Origin of the sequence: Labilibaculum manganireducens, assembly GCF_963665805.2 — a bacterium.
Classification (GTDB): domain Bacteria; phylum Bacteroidota; class Bacteroidia; order Bacteroidales; family Marinifilaceae; genus Labilibaculum; species Labilibaculum manganireducens.
The window spans coordinates 677,414-701,163 of record NZ_CAXXEE010000003.1 but is presented as its reverse complement, the minus strand read 5'-3'; the positions used below and the strand labels follow the sequence as shown (position 1 = coordinate 701,163).

The following is a 23,750-nucleotide window of genomic DNA, read 5'->3' as shown; positions in this document are numbered from 1 at the left end:
GCTATTTAATAATTATTTTAATCCGTTTTGTTTGCACATTATAATCACCATAATAAGTTTTATTATTGACTAATATTGATGACTTTTTTATTGGAGAATATAGGCTAAAACTGGTTATTGACTGCCCTTGAAAACTTACTTCGGCCTGTCCGTTTAAATTCTCGACCAATGCTGTATATTTCGACAATGCATGCATCAATACCTGTCCGTTTCTTCTTACATAGCTTCCATGAGTAACAAATAAATCGTTGATGTTTTCCACTTTTGATTTATCAGCACCTTCATTAAAAGTAATTGCAGTAAGGTAGGCATCAGTTTCCCAGCCGTTCATATTAATCATGCTGTTACGGTGCTTCAAACGTCCATCAGCTAACAGGTTGAAATAAACCTCTGTTGTTTCTCCTTTTTGAGTGATGCGGACACCTAAAAAATTGTTTCCCTGAAATCGCTCGATTAACGGTAAATCAGCTTTTTTTTCTTCATCTTTCAGAATTATGGCAGAAAGAAATTTGGTACGGCTTGTTTGCTCAAAATGACTAATTGACCAGTATGCCTGACGAGTGTTGCAGTCTTTATATCCCAACTTTTCGTCTAAACGCATTTTCTCCGGGAAATCGTGTGGCAATCCTCCATCTGGAAATGTCTCCGGAAACAATGGGCGAACAAGCACCTCTGCATCTCCATCTTTTATCGACAAATCAAGTCCCCGGCGTTTTGACTCCCCTTCGTAATGCAATAACCATTCAAACTGTCCTGGTTCGTCAGCCAATAAATCATCGAATACCAAGATCACATCACCTATCCAGATAAAGCTCCGGTAGTTTCTGGAAAGAAGATGAGAATAAGGCCCGGTTGCATTGGCCAAAAGATATTTAAAATCGTCTGTTCCTATTAAGTTATGAAGGCTTCCGGAATTGACTACTCCAAAATACGCATCTTTTGTTCGTTGACCCTCTCCATTAAATAAAACAACATTATGAGCGGCACTCTGACAATCGTATTGCGTGTAAAGCGGTGAACTATAACCCGAATGCCCTGAATCGATGATCAGGTTTTTCCCCTTGTGAAAGAGAATATAGGATCCAGCATCGGCATGAGAATGATTCCATGTAAAACCCGATTTAACAGCTAAAAACGAAGCATTCTCTTTCCACGAATCTCGTAACATCGCCCACCCCATATCCGGGAATAGTTGCATCGTGGGTAATTCAGGGCTATAGGCTTCTTTGAGCTCAGGAAGATCAGGATTAAGAATAAGGCCATTTGCAGTACCTACTGTTAATCCCTCTTTATCATCGCCGTGATTCGTTTGTTTAAGGTACCAGGCATAGCGGTCTTTGTGAATACCTAAGTTCCAAAGTAAAAGCACACACGCATTACCATTCCGATGAGCACCACCATCACCAAAATTAACGGCTGTCGGTCCGTCTTCTGAATAATAGGTTGTTTGAATAAAAAAATCGGCCATGGACTCCATTTGAGAAATCTCGGGTAAATCTATATTAGGAAACACATTTTGGTGTGCCAGACGAAAAAGCAGGTATTGCGAAAAACCAAAGTTGGCGTAATTAATACTTTCGTAAAATCCACCATTGCGATCGAATGATTTGGGTTTATTTTGCAATACACTTCCGGCATAATTAAACCACTCAACAGAATATGTTGAAATTTCTTTAATCCACTGTCTGGCCTCAGGAACTTCGTCTCTTACAGCCAAGGCAGCAAAGCCTGCCATATCTACACAAGCGCTCCACCAGTTGTGCCCCATGGTGTCAAAAGTGTGAATGCCGGAATCGGCATTCAACCAATCATCCATCGCAGGTTTAATCCCCAGACGGACTATTCCTTCAGCAATCCGACGACGTTCTTCAGTACTTAAAGATTCATAAACACAATCAAATCCGATAGCCACATAAAAGGTTGTATGTGCTGTCCCCAAACCACCTTTCCATGGAGGAGTTCGTTGTAGTAAATCTCTACCTTCCCATGTTTCCTTACCACATACTTGTATCAAGGTTTGTTTAATCCGGTCAGCAAAACGACTGTCGCCGGTCATGCGATACGCCAAGCCCAGTTCCTGTAAATCAGGTGCACCATTCCTATCGCGTTTCAGCAAATCTTCGGCCTTTTTCAATTGTTTTTCCCAGGCTTCTTTTACCTCAACATCGGTCTTTATTTGTTCTTTCAGACGGGCGATATTAACGTCTGTATGCAACAAGTAACTGTGTTTCTGTGCAAACAGCGAATGGGTAATAAAACAAATAAGTGCAAATAGAAAAATCTTTCTCATAATCAATATCTTTTGAATTTTGAACTTAGTTTTTTGTGATTAGGAAACTTTGTTCGACTGGTTCTGCAGATTGAATTTTGGGCTCAATTATACGCCCGTACTGCCAGGCCACCACTGTTACCTTTATTGGAAATTTGCTGCGAGGTGGAATTTGGGAGAATACCAATTTTCCAGCTTTTACTTCAGCGGGACCTTCTTTTACGTAATAATAGACAGGCATCCCTGATGATGCCGTTGCACCCAACTTAATTGACTGTACGTTGGTTTGTTGATTTTCTATTGTCGGAAATTCAATAGTTTGCTGCTTTCCTTCTTTATTGGCAATAGGGATACGCATATTGAACTGCTGAACAGTACTTTTATATTTTGCATCGCCAGGATGGCTGGCAATAAACCATATATCACCTGTTCGCTTTGAATTGTTGAAGCCCATGCGATAAAAATCCAACCTGAAAGTAGTGTCGTTGATTTTTTTTACGGGCCCACAAATTCTTGATATCAACGGGTTCCCATTAGCATGGTCATCTATTCTTCTACTTCGTATGGTATCAGTAAATACTGCTGTAAGATGAAATGTAATGCCATCTTTTTCGGGTTCAAATTTTCCTGCAATCCGCGCATGCGATTTTTCGTTAAAAGACAATAAATTACCATTTTGCATGTAACAAATGTATTGTTCTTTTTTGCCCCGTGTCCGGGCATAATATTGTTCAGTAGCTTCAGCTATTTCCTTATCGAAATACCAAAACGCATCATGCACATCGCCTATATATTGAAAAAGAGGTGCAGTATTTGCCCGCTTTTTCTGATTGGGATGCCATCTTTCTGCAAGCCAGCCATCATGTGGGTTTAGGTTTCTCAAAAGTACTGGTTTATCACCCGGCTGATTATCTGGCAAACGGTAGAATGCAGCCTTTTTCAGGAAAAAGAGAGAGATAATCTACAACTTCGTCGGACACATCGAAATGCCCATGCCCTGCATCGCATAGAAAGGAAACACAACTTTCGGGATACATCATCCGAAAAGCTAACGCTGGGTTTACCCTGGACTCCCACCATTCGTATTCACCTTCAACCATTAACCCTGGAATACCGTCGATATTACGATTCCTGCCCCATTCAAGATTTTCCCTGCCGTAACCTGTCAAGTTAGTCCGGGGTGCATCTCCATGATAGGAAATAACGGCTAAAGTCCTGTCGGGATTCCACGCTGCGAAGTTCCATGGGAAAGTTGCCATTGCCGAATGACCCAGCGGAACAACAGGGACATATTCCAGCTCCTGATACCCACTTGTTTCTGCCAGTGCTTTAACTATTGTGTCAAATACCTGTTGACAGCCGTTCCTTACATCCCATTGCTGGTCAATGCCAGGTGAAACCCAAACAATAGCGAAGCCTAATTCCAACATTTTTTTTCTAAAAGCGGGGTGTTCAAAAATGGTCTCCTCACACATGTTATGCTGGCCAAAAATCAAAGCTTTAACTTGCGTGCATTGCTCAGGTATCCACAAAAAGGCAGTAGGATGTTCGTTAGTTTCAGAAGAAACTATGCTTGTTATCGGTACCGACCATTGGTAAACGGCAGCATTGACAAATGGTGCAAAAGTTAAACAGATCCATATCAAAACAGTAATTTTCACTTTATTGCATTCCATCATAATTATCAATTCTTTATAAATTTAATTCGATTTTATCGATTCCTGATGATATATCAAATAAATACCCCCAATCCCTAAAGAAGAACAAAGTCTTCCTAAAATTCCGGGTAAAAGTCTTAGGGGATTTGGTGCATTAAATAGTAAAACACACCTAAATAATCGAACTCATGTTATATCACTTTTTAAACTTTATACCATCCGTATATTCACCAATCTTAACGCTACCTTCAGATGCATTCTCAATCAACTTACTGTTAATTTTTAAGTTTTTAAACTGAATATCTTTCACTAATCGGTCCTTATTATATCCATGAATGGTGGATGGGTTTGCACCATTTCCATTGTATTCAATATTTTCCAACGTAATATTTTCAATTCCCCGGCCAGAAGCTGAGCTGTATTTTGGATTAAACACAACTCTGAAATGAAATAGCTGTCCTTCCTGAAAATCTTCAACACGGATGTTTTTGTAGCTCACATTTCTTACCAGATTATTATCAGCACAGGCTATAGACAAACACCCCTGATAGTTTCGATCATCTTCATCGTGTTCTAAAATATCGATATTGGTAAAAGTTATATTTTCAATGGTATCACCGCCAGCTTCTGCATTTCCATGCCCTCCGATATTTATCGGATGTGCAATGTCGGCCCAAAGTGTTGAATTTTTAACTTGATAATTTTGAGCATTACCATAAAACTGCCATCGATGCCCGTAAATAGCGATACAATCGTCGGAATTTCGCATAAACACATCGTCAATTAGCACATCAGAGCACGACATGAGGTCAATGCCATCGCTCCAGCCCTGGTTGCTAAACGATTTAATATTTCGCACAGTCAAACCAGTTGTTTGGCCTCCATATATTGTGTAATGTTTGGGATTAATGAATATGGGGCCGTCAATGGTCACATTTTGTGAATGACGAACTTCAACTCCCCTTTCCGGTTGAAAAACAATGCCATGCCCAACTATTTTTACATCATGCGCGGTATCAACCAACAACTTGGCTTTTATAACAGCACCTCCATCAATAAATACTGTTTTTCCTGAAGGGATGCGAAATACATCGCCAGGCAGGTCTTTGGGTTGATGAATACCTGGACCAAAATACATCACATTCGGATCATCTGGATCAGGTTTGTCTTTCAGGATTGAATTGGCAAAAATATGCAGGTTTTGTAGTTTGTCGCCATTAACCTCAAGCGATATTTTGCGTGGCTGATCGAGCGTAAAAGTAATGATTCGCTCCTGTACTTTTGGAGTAATTCCATATGACAACGGACGGATTTGCACTGCGTTCACCAATCCATTATTCTTTCGAACCTGCACTTCAACCGTTCCGGTAAAATCGAATGAAACCATCGATGCAGTGCTTTGGGTGTCCATATCCACCCCAACTTTATACTCATAAAGATCTTTCCATTCGCCTCCGGGGATGCGGACTTTAACTGTAAAATCATCATTATGTGCCGAGTAAAACAACTGGCGGGGTACTTCGTATGTAATCAGTTCCTGTGCTTGTATAACTGAAGTAATCCCTACTAATAATGTCCAAATAATATATTTCATTTTTTTTTCTCTTTTTAATGAATAAAAGGTGCTACCCCCTGAGGCTTAACATTTTTGATATTTTCTTGAGAATCAAAATTTAAACTATCGAGGCAAAGTTGTCTCAAAACATAGTCTTCTTTCTGCGGAAAAATTCGATGATAGAGCATATAATCCTGTCCATTGCGAGAAAACAGACAGTGATGACCGGGGCCGTAAGTTGTGCTGTCGGCAGAAGTTTTAAGGATGGGACTATTGGAACCTTCTTCAAATGGGCCCCATGGACTTTTTGCGGTGGCGTATCGAACATTATAGGTATGATCAATTGCTTTTCCGTTAGAATACATCAGGTAATAAGTTCCGTTCTTTTTCATCATAACCGGTCCTTCAAAATAATTAGGAGGTGTCACATCTGTTGGCTCTTTCTGAAAATCAACCATATTAGCTGCTAAAGGAACCATAAAACATTTGCCATTCACCCAGTTTAAGCCTGATCCCCAATACAGGTATGCCTGATTATCGTCATCGATAAAACACTCTGCATCAATCATGTGGTACCCGGGAATCATATTACCCGGTATGAGTGGAGTGCCATCTTCCTTCGCATTCTTCCAAGGCCCAAGCGGGTGGTTTGCTACACCAGCCCAAATCTCGTTGCCAACTGAAACATACATATAAAACTTCCCATCCGTTCCCTGTACTACAGAAGGTGCCCAAACCATATCATTCCCGGAAGTAGGGCTTGTACACGCTTGTTTTGTTGGCCAATTAATGTGCTTTTGCTCAAATTGCAGAAAATCTACCGTTTCGAAAACCGCCAATTCTTCGCCTCCCCAGGGATCTATAGTTGCATAAATGAAGTACTTACCTTCATAAAAAACGATGGAAGGATCAGCAAAATAACCATCAACAATAGGATTGGAAATTATTTTTGCTTCTTGACGACTGCAAGCCGATATGCCTGCAATAATCAAAATTAGCAACAAACAATTTTTGGTTTTTCTATCATTCATATTTTATCGTTTTAAATTTACAGTTGATCAGTTTTCATCCAGAATTAGCAGCTCTTCGTATTCTCTATATTATTCAGATTACTATTTCTTCTGTAATTCATCTATCCTAAACCAATCAAAATCAGCATATCCGCCCATTCTGAATCTGGGGTCAGCAGTACAAAACAGCCCTACTTTAGCACCAATCCACAACTCCGGTTGTGCCTGATGTGGCATACCTATCTTTTTAAAATTAGTTCCGTCTTCGCTGTAACTGAAGGAACATAAGCCCAGAGCAGCGACATCTACCCTAAAAAAAACTTCATTGGATGATATACTTGCAGCTGCTTCCAAACTTTCTTTGGCTGTGTATTTATCGATCATGCTACCGTTGTATAGTTCAACTTTATAACCTTCCTCATCTTTTGCCAGAGCTAAATAAGCATAATCGTTGCCCATAACAGTCAATCCGGCCATTTTACTTTGCCACACCTCCCATTCCAAAGTTAGCTTTAGTTTTGTGGTAGCGGTAAATTCAGGTGCCGGAAATTTCTGCATCAAAAGGTTAGGGATCATCCACAAAGGAGTTGTAGTTTCAGGTTTTGGATATGCCAATAAGCGCAAATAATCCTGCCCCGGCAGATGCACCATCCATTTAATGGAGTGGTTGGCTGCCCATTGCCATTGCAAACCAAGTTTACCATCGTTAAACTCATCACTTTCTGCCGGGGTGTTGATTGGATAGTTCTTCCCGACATTAGGTTTTTTATAGGTTAATACCGGTTCGCCACAACCATCTCCATCGTTGTCAATTCCCATAACCGGCCAACCTTCAACCCAATTAACGGGTTGAAGATGAAGAATTCGTCCATACGCGCCTTTTTCCTGAAAATGTACAAACCACGATTCTCCCGTCTGCGTTTCTACCCAAGCTCCCTGGTGTGGCCCGTTGATATCCGTTTTCCCTTGTGCTAACACGACTTTCTCTTTATATGGTCCGTAAATATCTTTCGATCTCAACACCAGTTGCCAGCCGGTTGACACTCCGCCTGCTGGTGCAAAAATGTAATAGTAATCATCTTTTTTGTACAACTTAGGCCCCTCTGCAGTATGATGATTTTCGTGTCCATCGAAAACATGCTTTCCTTCAGAAATAATTTTTGTGCCCTCTGCATTCATTTCCCAGATGGTAAGCACACTGTTTATATTGGCCCGGCTTGCTGCCCATGCAGTTACCAGATACACATTACCATCTTCATCCCAAAGCGGACTTGGATCGATGACACCTTTTGCTTCTTTTACCAAAACAGGATTGCTCCACTTGCCAAAAGGATTGTTGGTTTTTACCATATAAATTCCCCAATCGGGATCGCCCCAGTAAATATAATAGGCTCCGTTATGAAATTTAATGGAGGGCGCCCATACTCCTTTCCCATGCTGAGGTACATCAAAACACTCTTTATAATTGAGATGAGGCAAGGCGTAGTTTACAATTTTCCAGTTTACTATATCTTTTGAATGAAGAATAGGTAAGCCCGGACTACAGTTAAAACTGGAAGCGGTCATGAAATAATCGTCTCCAACGCGAATCACATCCGGGTCGGAATAATCTGCATTCAGTATTGGATTGGTGTAGGTGCCATCTTCATTATCTGATTTCCATACTTTTGAGACATAATTGGATGTATTTGTATACTCATTTTTTGATGATGGTTTTTCATTATAATTGCATCCCAAAAGGGATGCAATTATCAATAAACTAATTAATATTAAACCGAATCTGTGATCTGTGAAAAAAATCTTCATGCTGAATCTATTTTATAGTTTTTAAATTATAAACAAGCCCAACATTAGGCACATTTACCCGACTGGCAGAGGAGTGTATACATTCCAAGTTTATCTTGATTATATTCTTATTTGGCCTTAAACACAACTCCCTCGACATGTTCCCCAATATAAATCCTTGCCATATCACCTGTTTTGAACCATTTGGGTTTTCCCGGCATATCATCAGTAATCAATCTACCATTGATTAATAGGTTCTCAAAAACAATGTTTTTAACTTTTCGGGTTTCATCATAACCTGAAATAATAGAAATTTCAGAATTATTCCCGTTATAAGTAATGTTTTTAAAAAGAATGTTCTCAATGCCCCGTCCGGGAGAAGTACAATATTTACTATTAAAGAAAACCCGCAGATTAACCAATTGTCCTTGTCGAAAATCTTCAACCCGAATATTCTCAAACCGCACATTCCTAATCATGTTGCTATCCCCGGCATTCAGACTCATACAACCCTGATAATCAATTTGGGTTTCTTTATGGTCGAGAATGTCGATATTAATGTAATTCAAATCTTCCAGTACATCTGGATTTAGCGTGTTTCCATGGGTTCCAATTTGGATGGGATGGGCAACGTCTGCCCAGAGTGTTGAATTTTGCATGGTAATGTTTTTGCACCCTCCAATAAAACCAAGGCGGGTTCCGTAAATCGTTGTGCAATCATCCGAGTTTCGGCAAAAAACACCATCGAATAAAACATTATTACTGGCAAAAACATTCATTCCATCTCCCCAACCATAGTAACTTATACTTTTTACATTACGGATAACTACAGAATCAGATCCTCCTGTGGCACACTGGGTACAAAAAATACCTTCGACCTCAACATTTTGAGAATTGGCAATCCGAACGCCCATTTTAACAGAGTGGTCGATTATTCCGCGCCCGAGTAACTTCACATCATGAACCCCCTCGATAAGAACCTGCCCCATCAGGATGGCTCCCCCCGCCAAGTATACTGTTTTGCCAGATGCTACTTTTAGTTTACCTCCTTTAATTCTATGAATACCTGGACCAAAATAAATCAGGTTAGAATCTTCTTTATTAGGAATGAATTCATCAATTGGGTTGGCAAACAGATGGAGGTTGTGAAAAATGTCACCATTCACTTCAACCGAAAGATTTTGGGGACTATTCAATTTAAATAGTAAAGTATTCCCTGTTATCTGTGATTCAATACCGTATGACAGCGGACGCACCCGACCTGAATGAATAGTTCCTTTATTAAATGTTACAGCAACTTCAACTTCTCCTGAAAAGTCGAAATAACTCATCGAAGCATTTTCGACATGATGATTGGCTTCTTTTACTTCATCCACTTTAACCAAATACGAAGAAATCTCCTGCCATTCCTTACCGGGAATTCTCACACTAACGGTAAAATTATTATTCAGAATTGCGCCTTCAGGAGCAGGATAAACTAGTAAGCTATCAATTGAATACGCCGGTTTAATAGAGATTGTACTCACCATAAATAAGGTCAGTATCAATATCCTCATAAAGAAATAGCCTGATTTTAAATTTATACTGCAGTTCTCCAAATATTTTTTCATGTGATTATAATTTTGTTTTTCAGTTGTCATATGGAACTCGCTCTAATAGTCATCCTCGTGTGTGAGAAACATTTTTATCATTGCTCGTTTCATTTTATCTGTTTCTAACTCTTCAACCCTACTTATCTGATAACAATTTAGCGTTCATTTTCTTCAACCGCACTAAAGCCTCCATGTAATAGTAATCAGCATAAATAATCGAAGCATCAATTTCACTTCCATTTGGATAATGTCCTGTAGAATGCATCAGCATTGCTTTATTTTTATCCTTACTCAAATAATCATCTGATGATAATCTGGTTAGCAAGGAAACAGCAGCATCCTTGTATTTAGTTGTTAATTCTTCGTTTTTCATAAAAGTCGAAAGTTCCAACATTGCCGAGGCCGCAACAGCTGCTGCTGAGGCATCCTTAGGTGCATTGGGTATAGATGGGCAATCAAAATCCCAATATGGTATTCCATCTTCGGGCAATCGCTCAATAAATTTATCAGCAAGCTTTTCTGCCAAATCCAGAAATTTTTCATTGCCTGTCTCTCTGTAAACCATAGTATAACCATATATTCCCCATCCTTGTCCGCGGGTCCACATCGAATTGTCGCTATAACCCTGATGAGTCACACCTTTAATAAAATGCCCGTTAATGGTATCGAAAACAGCTACGTGATAAATAGTATAGTCAGGTCGAACCAAAGTATTCATGCAGGTTTCAGCATGACGTACCGCCATATCATACAAATCGTGACTGCCTCCGTTTTTCGATGCCCAGAATAGCAACTCCAAATTAATCATGTTATCAATAATGGTATTATGAGGCCAACCCATTTTTTCACCCATGGCAGGCCACGAAAGAATTGTTCCTACTTTAGGATTAAACAGGGTAGCTAACGAATCTGCTGCCACAAGCAAAAAATCATGATAAGCAGAATCCTTCGTTAGTCTGTAACCATTGCCAAAACTACAATTCAGCATAAAACCCAAATCATGATTGTCTACAGGAACATCCAACACCCCATACAAAGGCTCCGTAAACTTACGGGCATTACTCAAAATTGTTGAGTCGCCTAAGGCTTCGTACGCATACCATAAAATTCCAGGCCAAAAACCACTAGTCCAGTCATGAATACCAACCTTATTCCATTCTGTTTGTCCCTGCAAAATATTGCGTGGCAGACTATCTGCATCAGTCAAGCCGTTAATAGTCAATATAGTTTTTTCAACGCAGTTATCCACCAGTTTTTTTACTCCAAAAGTTTCTTCTATCTTATTTTCGGAAACACATGAAACCAATAGTCCAAGACCTGCAAAGAGAGTTACAATTTTATTAAATCTTTTTTCCATTCTTTTTATTCTTTTAGGAAACGGATTACATCAACTTTCTGTCTGTAAAACCGATTCTTTCATCTACCTATTCAAACTTGCTATGGATTTCTGTAGTTGTTTCATATTAATCAGGCACCAGGAATCCCAATTGCTTTTTTAGCATGACTTTAATCCTCTGAAACTTTTCAACAAATGGCATTTTGATGAGACCTTGCATGGTGAAGAAAAAGACTATTCGCAACTAACTTATTCCATTCGAACGGGTATGGCTCCTCGCATCATTCACTTTCGCTTTTATCCTGTCGAAATTATCCATGGTGTAATAGGATAGACAAAAACTGTATTGATGGTAACAACAATGTCGTCATTGCTTGAATCATGAACCATAACCATGCTATCATTTTCACAACTCACCCACAAGAATCTCACAAAAAAATAGGATAGATATATTTTTTTTAAATTGATTTAAACATTTCCTAATTTATTTTTCCAATGAATACATTAGTGTCCCAAAACCCAAATTATCAAAACCTCCACTGTTTGGTCCGTAATCGCCACCTCCACCTTCTGGGAGGTGCACCCGAGCTGCCAACTCAATATATGGAGCAGAAAGTCCTTGCTCTACAACATAATGATTGTATAATCTAGCCCAGATCGGACGGAAACTACCTCTTCCATCAGGACTAATTTCAGTACTACTCCAATTTTCACAGTTATTATAAGGCTCAAAAGGAACACTTAAATTTGCAAAATTATACTTTGCTTCGTACTCAGCTCCTTTCAGTACCCGATTATCATCATAACCATACAAATCATCTCCTTGGTGCCAGGCCATTTCGCAAATCGTTCCAAGCAGGCCAATACATAATTGCGCATGCCCTTGATCACGCCCACTTTCCTGTATTTGACCCAGTCCGTTAGGATGAATAAAATAAATTGTTTTTTTTAGTTGTCCATTGCCATCTCCATTAATTAAATAATCAATGGCCTCATTATAAATATCTGCCCGGTCGGTCAATATACCAACAGCCATTATATCAGCAAGATTTGCTAAATCCCAATTTGCCCAGTAATGACTAATACAAGTGCCATTATGCCGAACTAAAAAATCAGAACTAAGTGGATAGAAAACATCCAGCAACCATTGTTTAAAAGCTTCAAAATCTGCACTTTCCCATCCTTCATAGTCCCTCAGAATTTCTGCAGCATTAGCAAACTGATAGCCATAAATTCCTGCTGCCAGCATTACATTAGAGTTCCCACTAATTCTTTCGCAAGTAGATGCCCATACATTTAAAATCTGAACAGCTTTATCGGCATAAGCATCATCACCTGTTATTTTCCAACGGATAGCACACTGATAAGCCGCTGCAACATCGTTAAATGCACGACTGTAATTATCAGCTTCCGGTTCTTCCGCAGAATTTCCTCCCCGAATCAGTTTTACAACAGGATTTGGCTTATAAGATAAGCTGGCGTGCGCATTTTTAATCAGCATATTCCAGCCAGCCAGCCATGGCTCAGCATTTGCTTTAACCTTCAACTTTATTCGGTCAAAGTCAGACTTTGTATGAAGCATTCCCGGATGTATAAAAGTTTTGTTTTGATCAATCGGAAATTCTTCTTCCTCTACAACTGGTGGTTTTTCTTCTTCCACAACGACAGCAGATCCATCTCCGCCACCGCAACCAAAAATGAGAAATGGCAGGACAACTAAAAATGCAATAAATATTTTTTTCATGAGTTAAAGTATTATTCCTAATTTTTTGAAAAATCATGCCTGTACTATATGCTCAGGCATGATTTTTAATAATTACTTACTGACCAATAAATGCCTGTAACTCTTCTTTATTTTTAAATGTTCTTATCCAATCTACCTCATAACCTGTTTCTTCTGTCGACGTTATATCTGCAATCTTAAGTTGCCATGAAGCTAAATCCTGACTCTCAGTAATTACAGTAGATATATCATAATAGATAACGTTGTCTGAAATGAAGTCTACTAAATATGAATTGTTTTTATTATCAAACCTATCTAATTTAATATTACCCGCAACCGGAGCCGCAGCACCTGTGCCTGTAAACGAAATTTTATAAGCCAGAATAGGATACTCTGATGAATATCTCCATGCTCCTGTTGGAGAATCGCCTGGGAAAATTCCTCCTTCAACATATTTTAAATCGGCACGACGTTTGTTTGTTCCTTCAAACTGACTTGCATTAAAAGTCACTTTTAATTTCCCATCTTCAATTACATTTGTGGGAGTCGAGCTGTTTACGCCTACCCAATAATTAGCTGCAGTTGGATCATCAAATTCAAACATAAATTTTCCTTCTGGTATAACCGCATCAGTAATATTCCCATAGAATTCAATTTCGGCGATATTACAGTTTCCCTCAGCTGAGTAATAGTAGATGTAGCGATAACTTTCATTGGTAGTAATAGCCGCCTCAGTATAAACCTCAACAGTTGGCTCTTCTGTAATTGTATATAATGTTACAGCATCAAAAAGTGTAGGATCATTTGCTCCACGAATTTCTCCGCCAGTCATACGTTGCGGATGAGATGCACGCGGCACATAACGAACGGAAGTTAATAATGCTGTTTTTCCTTCGCCAACATCATAACCTACATAACCAGTTTTGGTTGCACCATCAACAAAAGTGGTTATATCTCCATCAACTGCTGCAGTAATATATGTAGCCGGATTATCGCCCCATGAACTACTATGTCCAATAAGTGTACCCGTTAACAGTTCATCTCCAATAAGGAAATATGATACAGGAATCACTTGCGTACCTACATATAATGTCAATACTCCAGAGCTGGCATCAGGAATTGTGAATTTTATTTCATTATCTGAAACTGAAATTACTACAGCTTCTGCATCACCAATAAAAATTTGCACATCTGCCAAATTAGTGCCGAACTTTTCACCGATTATTGAAATTTCATCGCCTGGTTTACCCCTTTCAGAGCTTAAATAAGATACCTCAGAAGATGGTATAACTACATATGAACCAATAGAATCAATTATTTCCGTCCATACTTTTAATGATATTTTCCCAGAAATAGCACCGTCAGGAACTTGTGCTACGATTTCATCATCTTTACATGAAACGATCAAATCGGACTCAACACCATTAAAAAATACTGAGACTGCGTTCTTATAATCCCCAAAATCAGAACCTTCAATTGTAATCAAAGTACCTGCATATCCGCTGGCTGGGCTAAACCCAGTTGGAAGAGGAGCAGGATAAGTATACATCTTTATCTCGGGATCTTTATCGCAACCACTATATATGACTGCTAAGACCATAAACACCACTAAGAATTGGATGTTTTTTATATATGATTTCATAAATACTATGTTTTAATTAAATATTACAATACTCCTAATATCCAGTATTTTGAACAAGATTTGGATTTAACAGCAACTGTTGTGTTGGTAATGGGAACAAATAATGTTTCCGCTGAAAATCATGGCTGGCAGCAGGCATTATCACAAGGCAATTCAAGTCGCCATCTGCAGTTTTTACAACAGTTTCGCCATACCCATATTTATTTGGAGTGTATTTATCTGTCGCAACACCCGCTGCATCCTTAAAATCGGTTGGATAAGAAGCATCGCCTACTACCATACCGCAAACATTCTGGTTCAATTCAGTTTCAGCAATACCCCAACGTTTCAAATCATTAAAACGATTGTTTTCGCTGTACATTTCCAATGCTCTTTCACGTCTGATTTCAGTTAACATGTCTAAGCCATTAGCAGAAACCAAGTTATTTGTTAATGCTGCAACACCAGCTCTTTTCCGAATTAAATTGATAGAAATGTCAAGGTCAGCATCACTAATACTACCGTTTAATTCATACAATGCTTCAGCATAAATCATAAAAACTTCGGCCAAACGTATTTGAGGATAGTTTGATGATTCTGTGTTATCCGGACGATAAGAATTTTCTGTAAAATTCCAGCTCGTAAATTTAAAATTACCAAAACCATAGAGAACCCCATCGGTTAAACTCACAGCCCCTGCAGCAGGTATAGATTCATCTCCCAAAACATTGGATATCATCCGGTAATCCCTGTTTTCAAATTCCTTGCTTACATCGGAATATCCCTGGAACAAAGGCGATTTATCAGCAGGCAAACCATCGGTACACAAATACATGTCCATCAGTTTTCGGCTAGGTGTTAATCTCCATGATTCACGGGTAATTTGAACAGCACTTTGACGTAACTCATAGTCGTATACACTTTGTAGAATAAATTCCTTATTGCTTGGCTTATCCAATCCCATAGGGTTTGAACCAGTTCCGTCAATCGTGAACAAGTAGAAATTACTCCTGTTGTTTAATCCGGTGTTGTAATCCCACAACTCGTATCCTCCATGATCCATTACATCTTTTGCCATAGCCACAGCATCAGTCAAAAATTCTGTAACCTGATCTTTAGCGGGCCCGGCAGAACCTGTAAAATCGGTAGTAGTACCGGTATATTTCCGCCAGGCAGCTTCATAAAGCTCAACACGGGCTTTAAATGCCTCGGCTGCCCATTTACTCACGCGCCCTTTGTCTGCATCAGGAATAGTCTGTTCGGTAGGCAGATTTGGAATCGCAGCATTCAAATCAGCAAGAACTTGGTCTACAACCTCGTATCGACTATTTCGCGCACCATACAATTCCGGTGAATCCAAATCAATTACTACAGTATCAATTGGAACACCTCCAAAACGCTGCAGTAAAAAGAAGTGATGCCATGCCCTAAAAAATTTTGATTCAGCCACATACTGTTTGATATCATCCTTATCGCCTTCATAGGCTCTGGCTTTTTCAAGTAGAAGGTTTACACTGCGAATATATTTGTAAGAATTATCCCAAAACTGATCATTGTCTGGTAAAGTAAGAGAACCAAGTCCGTAACTCCCTTGTCCGGCATAACCACGGTCCTTTACATTGGAAGAAAGATCAGATCCAAAATCCATGAAACCGAAAACATTAACACCGTCGACATTTTTCCAACTTATCATCTTATCATAAAATGAAGCTGTGGAAGCTTTAAACTGATCAGGATTTTTAAAATATGATGCTTCGGTCAGTTGATCCTGCGGAGCCAAATCCAGAAAATCATTCCTGCATGAAACTGCCAGTATAATCAGGCAACCGATAACTATAAGAATTGATATTTTTTTCATATGATTATAATTTGTTTTTGATCAATTAATAAATTAGGCTAGAAGCTAAGATTAACACCTAATGACCATGTTCTCATAAATGGGTATCCTGCGTTGTTTGAACCCATCCCCTGTTCGGGATCGTAACCATCTTTAATCGAAGTACTTTCCCACAAGTCATTACCAGAGAAAAATACTCTTGCCCGCTCAATATTTGCTTTTGCAAGCCACTCCTTTGGTAAAGTATAACCTATAATCAATGATTTTAAGCGGATGTAACGGTTATTTTGTAACATAAAATCATTGTTTTTATAATTGTACTCGTTACGTTTAGTATACGTACTTAAGCGCGGATAATACGCATTTGTATTTTCAGGTGCCCATGTTTTCCCAATAAAAGAAGCGTTTTGATTGCACCAAATTGCATTAAATGGGTATGCCAAATAATCTCCTCGTTGGATATACTGTTTGCCTACTCCTTGGAAGGAAGCGTTAAAATCGAAACCTTTCCACGAAGCACCCAAATTCAAACCAAAAACAAAATGCGGAGCATTATCCCCCATGTATTTCAAATCGCCTTTATCTTTAGCAGGATCTCCCAATGCACTGATATAACCATTGCCATCCAAATCAACCTTTTTAACATCACCCGGGCGTAAAGTTGCTGTAGGATCACTTGCTTTCAAAGCCGTTAAATCTGCATCCCCACTCAAACCACCTGTATATTTGGCATAGTAGGCATCTACTTCATCCTGACTTTGTAAAAATCCATCTGTTTCATACATCATCCAGGAACCCAGAGGACGACCAATTATTCTATCATTCAATCCTGCATTAAAGGTCGTTGCTCCTTCGTATGAAACAAGCTTGTTGCGACTGTCGGTAATATTAAAACCTATGTTATAAGTAAAATCACCAATTTTATCTCTCCAATTCACGATTGCTTCCCAACCTTTTACTTCTAATTCACCACTGTTTGAATATGGAGCTGTTCCTCCTAGTATAGAAGGATAGGTCTGTCTAATTAACATCCCATCATTGAGTTTTTCGTAATAGTTAAAATCGGCAGACAAGCGGTTGTTCAACAAACGCATTTCAAAACCAATATTCTTCATCGCTACACGTTCCCAGGTAGTTGAAGGATCCATACTTAATCCATTTCCACTTATACCGGCCGAAGGTTGAGTTGCAGGAGTGCTTCCTAAAACAACAGTACCTAAACCAATGGTTGAATAATAATCATACAAACCAATACCAGACTGCAAACCGGTTTCACCATAACTGACCTTTAACTTCAAAAAATCAATTGCACTTAGGTTAAGATCTTTCACGAAATCTTCGTTCGTTAATACCCAACCTCCGGAAACATTGAAGAAATTAGCTGTCCTTGAACCATCTGCAAACTTAGAAGATGCATCGCTGCGTCCAAGTACTTCAAACAGGTAGGTATCATTATAGCTGTAATTTAACCTGCTGTAGTAAGAATACAATCCCCATTGGTTTCTACCACCGCTATTGCCGGCTTTGTCGGTATAATCTGCCGCATTAAGGTCGTACACTCCATTGTCTGTAATGGGTGAACGAGAGGCAAACAGTTTCTTAAATTCGTTCTTTTCTGCAGAAACACCTGCCAAAGCTGAAATACGATGATTGCCCAACTCTTTGGTATAACGCAATAAAGAATTGTAATTTTGATAGTAAATATTTTGAGTCTCAGCACTGATACTGGAGGTTGAATTAAGCGAACCGGCAGCTGGATCTCCATCCCACGTATAAAGCGGAACAGTCAATTTATAAATTTCCCTTCTAAATTGGTTTTCCTGAATTGAAGCAGAACTTTCAAATTCAAGGTCTTTTATTAGTTTAACATTAACTTTCAAATCAATTCTTGTTAAGCTATTATATTTATCATCTCTTCCACCATCGGTAGTTAGAGCTGTCGCATTTCGATTCCCTGCATTTCCAAAATTAGAATGCCATTGTCCATAAGGATTTTTAGCCGGAAAAAACGGAGGATCCTGAGAAGTCATTGACCAGTCGATCCCTCCTGAAGGGGAAGATGTATGATCTTTCTGATAAGTAACACCTGACGTTAAAGTTATTCTATCAGAAACTTTAAAATCGTAATTCAACTTTAGGTTGTACTGTTTTTGCCCGTCGTAAGCGGTAGCAAGATTACCCACATTATTGGCATAACCAACTGAAAAACGATAGTTCGTTTTATCTGATGATCCTGAAACACTTAAAGAATGCTGTTGGGAAGTACGTGTCTGAAACAATTCAGGATATCTGTCACCCTGACCAATAAATATGTCGCCCCAGTGTGTCGTAGAATATATTCCTTCAATTCCCTGCTGCATTCTCAACATTTCGTCCTTTCCGGCAAACCACCAAAGAGGTGATGTTTCCTGTGCATTAGCATCTAACCACAAAGTCGCATATTCCTGCATATTTGCAGTAGGAGTTTTAATACCGGGTGTATTAATACGCACATTTCCGGTGTAATCAACTTTCATTTTGCCTTTACCCCTCTTTGTTGTTACAAGAATAACACCACCGGCAGCCCTCGATCCGTAAATGGCAGCCATTCCATCTTTTAATACCGTCACCGTTTCAATATCATCGGGATTCATTGAAAAAAATGCATTACCGGTTGCTGCAGGTACTCCATCGATAACCACTAACGGGCTAACCCCATTTACAGAAGTAGCTCCACGAATCTGCATATTTATATCCTCATTACCAGGACGGGAAGATGTTCTGGTGATTGTCAAACCAGGAGTCTGGCCTTGCAATGCAAGTACTGGGTTAGAAACAGCTCTACTTTCAAGTGCCTTAGAAGACACCTGTTCCACAGCGCCAGTCATTGTAGATTTCTTTTGCATACCATAACCTACGGCCACCACTTCCTCCAAGCCAATAGATGAAGTAAGAAGAGTGATATTAACAAGCGATTGATCGCCAACCACTACCTCCTGCGTTTCCATCCCTATAAAAGAAAATATCAAAACAGATCCTATTTCGGAAGTAATTGCATAATTACCATCAATATCGGTAATTGTTCCGATTGTTGTTCCCTTTATAACTACAGAAGCACCAGGAACCGGAAAACCCTGATCATCTATCACCTTACCGCTGACTTTCTTTTCAACCTGCATGGTTTCGGCCTTACTTTCGCCGACACTATCCTTGGCAGACACTGCCTGCACGTTTAACACCTGCAGCATCAGTAAACATACTACTACAATAGGTTTAAACCAGATTTTAATGTTGAGCAATCTGCTATTCCTTTTGCTGCAACAGTTAATAGATTTAATCATGAAAATTAAGTTTAAGTTCATATTAATTTAGAAGACAATACTTACTAGTTTTATCATGTTACGTCAAAACGCAAACGTTAACGTTGGTGTCATCAAAACTAGATCAATTGTTAATATTTGTAAACTTTAATTGCTGAAAATAGGTTTGGAGTTATACAATGAAACAAACTTTATACTGTGTCATTTTAAAATGAAACACCACGGCAGAACATTAAAGACAAATAGAGATAGAAAAATTTGAAAACATACAACACTCTAATTACTTACCACTTACAAAACGAAAAAGGCGTCATATTACAATCTGACACTCAATATAAGTACTTGAAAACAATCTCTATCAAGCTGTATTTTGAGAAAATAAAAAAGAGGCAATAGATTCATTAAACTTGACAATATTCGACTTAAAATGTCAATTTTTGCCAATTATTTTGTCATCACGAAAATTTAAAAGGAGCTCAAGGAGTCATTTTTTTTCACTTAATGTTTTCTTAACACAAGCAGCAGCACAAAGTATAAAGATTCAATAAACTACTTATCACAATGCTATCCTCAAAATTAAAGATATAACAACAGATAAGCTATTTGCCTTACATTTGTTTCATATTTCATGAAATTTATCAGCTTACTTGTCGTGTATTTCAGACCAATATTCAGCTGGGGTTTGACCAGACACTTTTTTAAATGCCCTGTAAAAGGATGATTTTGAATTAAATCCACATTTCTCGGCAATTGCAGTTAGAGTTAAATTCTTGTTTGCCGGATCTTTCATTTCCTTTTTAATTTCCAATACCCGATAATGATTGATAAAATCGGTAAATCCCTGTCCAAAATTTTGATTGATTGCCTGCGAAATCTCCTGAGTGGAGTAATTCATTAATTTAGCAAGATCTGCAATTTTTAATTCCGAATTTAAATATAGCTGCGAGGAAACCAAATAATTTTTAATTTCTGAAAAAAGTTTACTGCTGTGAGATTCATCCAAACGCGAAAACTCATACTTTTCTTTAGTCTGATCGTTATACGATGCCAATTTTTTACGGGCTTTTTTTATCAAGTAAATAAAAAGAAAAACAGCCATGATTAAAAAAAGGGGCACAGCCAAAAAAACGGCAAGACTCTGATACCATTCAGAAGCAATTCGAATTCTTAAAACTTTCACACTATCAGCCAACACCGAATCTGCTCTATCCACAACCCCCATATAAAATTTATATTCTCCTGGTTTTAAAGAATTAAAGTACACCTTTCTTTGATAATCCAATTTTATCCATTCACTGTCATCAGAATTCTTTTTCTCCAACCTTACAGCATATCTGGTTTCTGCAGCAAGTGGCACAAACAAATTGATAAATCTGAAACCAATATTATTGTCTTTTCCTCTTAATCTTAAAACTTCAACATTTTCAACCGGAATATCAAGTTTATTGACTAAATTCTCATTAATCTGTTTGCCTCCAATATAAATATCAGTAAGTACTAAATTATTTTCATCCGTACTTTCCTTAATAGACTTGGGATCAAAGTATACCAATCCCTTTTCATTTCCAAACCAAAGAGTTCCCAACTGGTCTTTAATTACAGCATTTGGATTAAACACCAAACCAGGCAAACCATTTGAAAAGAAGAAATTATCAAACGAATGATCATATGAACTATAACGGCTTATTCCTTTTAAAGTGCTTATCCAATATTCCCCGGCATCAGCCTCAATAATACTTGAAACAGAGTTATCACATAAACCATCTTCTTTCAAGATACTAAGTTCAACCTCAAGATCTTCATTAATGCCATAAAGTCCATGCTTTTCTACAGCAACCCACATCATATTTCCCAAGTCGCAATAAAAGCTGCTTGCCTTATACCCAGACAAAGACTTAAAATCAGTTACCTGCACTAATTTATTATTCAAATTACTGTAAACTTTAACTCCTTTATCAGTACCAACCCACAAACGATTCAAACGATCAATTTTTAAAGCATATACTAATTTTTCCTGAATTGGGCTATTTTGAGCATCGTACTTCGTTACGTTATTATCATGAACTTTAAAAACCCCATCTAAAGTACCTATCCATAAATTTCCATGGCTATCCTGCTCAAATGCATAAATGCACTGCCCACTAAACCAATCCGCCTTCCATTCTTTTAAACTTTCGGTTTTAAGAGAATACACGTATATACCTCCACTATATGTTCCTACCAATACTGTTTCAGTATTATACTGAAACATTGACAATATAATTTTAGCTTTTAATACAGAGTTTTGCATTGAAAAATACTTAACTCTCTCTTGACCATTTAACACATACATACCATCTCTGGTTCCGATCAATCGCACTGAATCGCAAAAGCACAAGGATCTAACGCTTTTATTAAAAAACGAAACGTCTCTTACCGAATTTAATATTTTAAAACTATTGTCTTTCAAAGAAGAAAAACTAACCCCTCCGGCATAGGTTCCAGTCCATAAAGTCTTATTTTCATCTATCAATATTGAATATACAGCATTAGAAGAAATGGAGGATGGGAAATTGTCATCATGTTCAATTCTTTTAATTTGCTCTTGCTTAAAATCATAAACTAATAATCCATTCGAATCTGTGCCTATAAATAAACAATCTTCAGAACATGAAAGTGATAAAACAATACTTCCCTCTGTACCCGCTATTTCCGAAAATTTCCTGGTTTCAAGATTAAAACTTATCACCCCTTTATCTGGAGTACCAAAAAAAAGTAAATTATTATGCTTCGTAATGCGTGAGAAATGTAAACAATCATCTTCACCAAAATTTGATTCATTATACAGCAACGAACTTCTAGCCACTAAATCATATTCAATAAACCCACCTTCTGTAGAAATATATAATTGATCATCCTCCACATAAAAATCAGTTATATGATTAAGTAAATTATGAATATCCTTATGAAAGGAAATGGAGCTTAACTCAAACGATTGAGAATCTATAAAAAAGAAATCGCTGCCTGAAAAAAATAACAAGCTATCCTTACCATAACCCAATATTTTATCAATTCTTTTATCCCCTAATTTTTCATTGTTAAATTTCGTAAACGTACTGCCTATTCTATCCCAGTAAAAAAGTCCTGTTTCTGTACCAATCCACATTTTACCATGACAATCTTCAAAGATAGAGGTAACACTTGTCGTATTTTTCGGGAAATAATCACTAAATGTTCTTATTTCAGCTCCATCGTACCTGTTAATTCCATCCAATGTACCAAACCATAAGTAACCAAAATGATCTTTATAGATACTCTTCACAAAATTATTAGACAAACCATCTTCAACAGAAATATGCTTAAACACATACGATTCATTCTTATTTGAATAAACATTGAATGAAATACCAATAAAGAAAATAATAACACTCAGCAATTTCATAAGGTTCCAGTAGGTTTTATAATGACTAAAAAATCATACAGAATAAACTAATGGAATACTAACATAATTCCATTCAGCTTTTAATAGCAGATTAAGCAAAAAATACACTCTCGGCAATCATTTAGTTAAATTCAAAATTCATGCAGACAGTTAAATTTCACTAAAGCTTGTTAAAATAAACAAATAATACTAATGAAGCCTCTAAACTATAAAAAAACCTCAAAATATACTAGAACTGCAAACAGCTATGATATAATGGTTATGATCGCTATACGGCTCTCTACAATCCATAAAATCAAAATATTGTATTCGAAATATAAAAGTTTTGAAAAACAGATTTCATAGAAATACCTGTTCATAAAATCAATAATTAACTTACCAAGCAAAACAATAAATACAAATCCCCTTATTATTAACTAGATACAATTTAAATAATGCATTCATTATTACAATTCACCACATCATTTACGACACTCTTTAACATGTGGTATTTCACCAATTCCAAAGGATTTGCATTGATTAGCATTGACTATTATAACGAATTAAAATCAGCTATACCTTAAATAAATTTAATTTAAAATCACCCACTCGTTTGCTATAAATAAAAAACCTCACTATCTTCGTGTCCGAACACGGAAGTATTT

At 37.8% G+C, this 23,750-nt stretch carries 13 protein-coding genes; all 13 read right to left on the bottom strand.

The features are described from left to right. Position 1: 1 nt before the first annotated feature. Positions 2 to 2,290: a heparinase II/III domain-containing protein gene (locus ACHZAX_RS02840; RefSeq protein WP_320017942.1), complete on the bottom strand. Its 2,289-nt coding sequence runs from the start codon at positions 2,288 to 2,290 to the stop codon at positions 2 to 4. A 25-nt stretch (positions 2,291 to 2,315) separates the two neighbouring features. After that, positions 2,316 to 3,152, bottom strand: coding sequence for a hypothetical protein (locus ACHZAX_RS02835; protein ID WP_320017941.1), 837 nt, complete (start codon positions 3,150 to 3,152; stop codon positions 2,316 to 2,318). Positions 3,153 to 3,177: 25 nt separating this feature from the next. Further along, the gene (locus ACHZAX_RS02830) at positions 3,178 to 3,948 is read right to left on the bottom strand and encodes a hypothetical protein (RefSeq protein ID WP_320017940.1); all 771 of its coding nucleotides are present in this window, start codon (positions 3,946 to 3,948) and stop codon (positions 3,178 to 3,180) included. Positions 3,949 to 4,123: 175 nt separating this feature from the next. Continuing rightward, positions 4,124 to 5,521 carry a glycosyl hydrolase family 28 protein gene (locus ACHZAX_RS02825; protein WP_320017939.1) on the bottom strand — a complete coding sequence of 466 codons (1,398 nt, stop codon included), beginning with the start codon at positions 5,519 to 5,521 and terminating at the stop codon, positions 4,124 to 4,126. 14 nt (positions 5,522 to 5,535) lie between these two features. After that, positions 5,536 to 6,513 (bottom strand): family 43 glycosylhydrolase, encoded by a 978-nt coding sequence (locus tag ACHZAX_RS02820; protein ID WP_320017938.1) that lies wholly within the window; start codon positions 6,511 to 6,513, stop codon positions 5,536 to 5,538. Between the two features lie 81 nt (positions 6,514 to 6,594). Then, positions 6,595 to 8,298: a glycoside hydrolase family 43 protein gene (locus ACHZAX_RS02815; RefSeq protein WP_320017937.1), complete on the bottom strand. Its 1,704-nt coding sequence runs from the start codon at positions 8,296 to 8,298 to the stop codon at positions 6,595 to 6,597. A gap of 107 nt (positions 8,299 to 8,405) precedes the next feature. Continuing rightward, positions 8,406 to 9,887 carry a glycosyl hydrolase family 28 protein gene (locus ACHZAX_RS02810; RefSeq protein ID WP_218973084.1) on the bottom strand — a complete coding sequence of 494 codons (1,482 nt, stop codon included), beginning with the start codon at positions 9,885 to 9,887 and terminating at the stop codon, positions 8,406 to 8,408. Positions 9,888 to 10,005: 118 nt separating this feature from the next. Further along, positions 10,006 to 11,226: a glycoside hydrolase family 88 protein gene (locus ACHZAX_RS02805; protein ID WP_320017936.1), complete on the bottom strand. Its 1,221-nt coding sequence runs from the start codon at positions 11,224 to 11,226 to the stop codon at positions 10,006 to 10,008. Positions 11,227 to 11,689: 463 nt separating this feature from the next. After that, positions 11,690 to 12,949 carry an alginate lyase family protein gene (locus ACHZAX_RS02800; RefSeq protein WP_320017935.1) on the bottom strand — a complete coding sequence of 420 codons (1,260 nt, stop codon included), beginning with the start codon at positions 12,947 to 12,949 and terminating at the stop codon, positions 11,690 to 11,692. A gap of 76 nt (positions 12,950 to 13,025) precedes the next feature. Beyond that, complete coding sequence (locus ACHZAX_RS02795; RefSeq protein WP_101309841.1) at positions 13,026 to 14,570, bottom strand: IPT/TIG domain-containing protein; 1,545 nt, start codon at positions 14,568 to 14,570, stop codon at positions 13,026 to 13,028. A gap of 34 nt (positions 14,571 to 14,604) precedes the next feature. Further along, complete coding sequence (locus tag ACHZAX_RS02790) at positions 14,605 to 16,407, bottom strand: RagB/SusD family nutrient uptake outer membrane protein (protein ID WP_320017934.1); 1,803 nt, start codon at positions 16,405 to 16,407, stop codon at positions 14,605 to 14,607. A gap of 38 nt (positions 16,408 to 16,445) precedes the next feature. Further along, the gene (locus ACHZAX_RS02785; protein ID WP_320017933.1) at positions 16,446 to 19,706 is read right to left on the bottom strand and encodes a SusC/RagA family TonB-linked outer membrane protein; all 3,261 of its coding nucleotides are present in this window, start codon (positions 19,704 to 19,706) and stop codon (positions 16,446 to 16,448) included. A gap of 622 nt (positions 19,707 to 20,328) precedes the next feature. Next, entirely contained in the window at positions 20,329 to 23,106 is a 2,778-nt protein-coding gene (locus tag ACHZAX_RS02780) for a two-component regulator propeller domain-containing protein (protein ID WP_320017932.1), read from the bottom strand. Positions 23,107 to 23,750 lie beyond the last annotated feature (644 nt).

Excerpts from the sequence above, each read along its gene's own strand:
- ACHZAX_RS02840 (WP_320017942.1), bottom strand. The coding sequence starts at position 2,290 with ATGAGAAAGATTTTTCTATTTGCACTTATTTGTTTTATTACCCATTCG.
- ACHZAX_RS02830 (WP_320017940.1), bottom strand. The coding sequence starts at position 3,948 with ATGATGGAATGCAATAAAGTGAAAATTACTGTTTTGATATGGATCTGT.
- ACHZAX_RS02825 (WP_320017939.1), bottom strand. The coding sequence starts at position 5,521 with ATGAAATATATTATTTGGACATTATTAGTAGGGATTACTTCAGTTATA.
- ACHZAX_RS02820 (WP_320017938.1), bottom strand. The coding sequence starts at position 6,513 with ATGAATGATAGAAAAACCAAAAATTGTTTGTTGCTAATTTTGATTATT.
- ACHZAX_RS02815 (WP_320017937.1), bottom strand. The coding sequence starts at position 8,298 with ATGAAGATTTTTTTCACAGATCACAGATTCGGTTTAATATTAATTAGT.
- ACHZAX_RS02810 (WP_218973084.1), bottom strand. The coding sequence starts at position 9,887 with ATGAAAAAATATTTGGAGAACTGCAGTATAAATTTAAAATCAGGCTAT.
- ACHZAX_RS02805 (WP_320017936.1), bottom strand. The coding sequence starts at position 11,226 with ATGGAAAAAAGATTTAATAAAATTGTAACTCTCTTTGCAGGTCTTGGA.
- ACHZAX_RS02800 (WP_320017935.1), bottom strand. The coding sequence starts at position 12,949 with ATGAAAAAAATATTTATTGCATTTTTAGTTGTCCTGCCATTTCTCATT.
- ACHZAX_RS02795 (WP_101309841.1), bottom strand. The coding sequence starts at position 14,570 with ATGAAATCATATATAAAAAACATCCAATTCTTAGTGGTGTTTATGGTC.
- ACHZAX_RS02790 (WP_320017934.1), bottom strand. The coding sequence starts at position 16,407 with ATGAAAAAAATATCAATTCTTATAGTTATCGGTTGCCTGATTATACTG.
- ACHZAX_RS02785 (WP_320017933.1), bottom strand. The coding sequence starts at position 19,706 with ATGATTAAATCTATTAACTGTTGCAGCAAAAGGAATAGCAGATTGCTC.
- ACHZAX_RS02780 (WP_320017932.1), bottom strand. The coding sequence starts at position 23,106 with ATGAAATTGCTGAGTGTTATTATTTTCTTTATTGGTATTTCATTCAAT.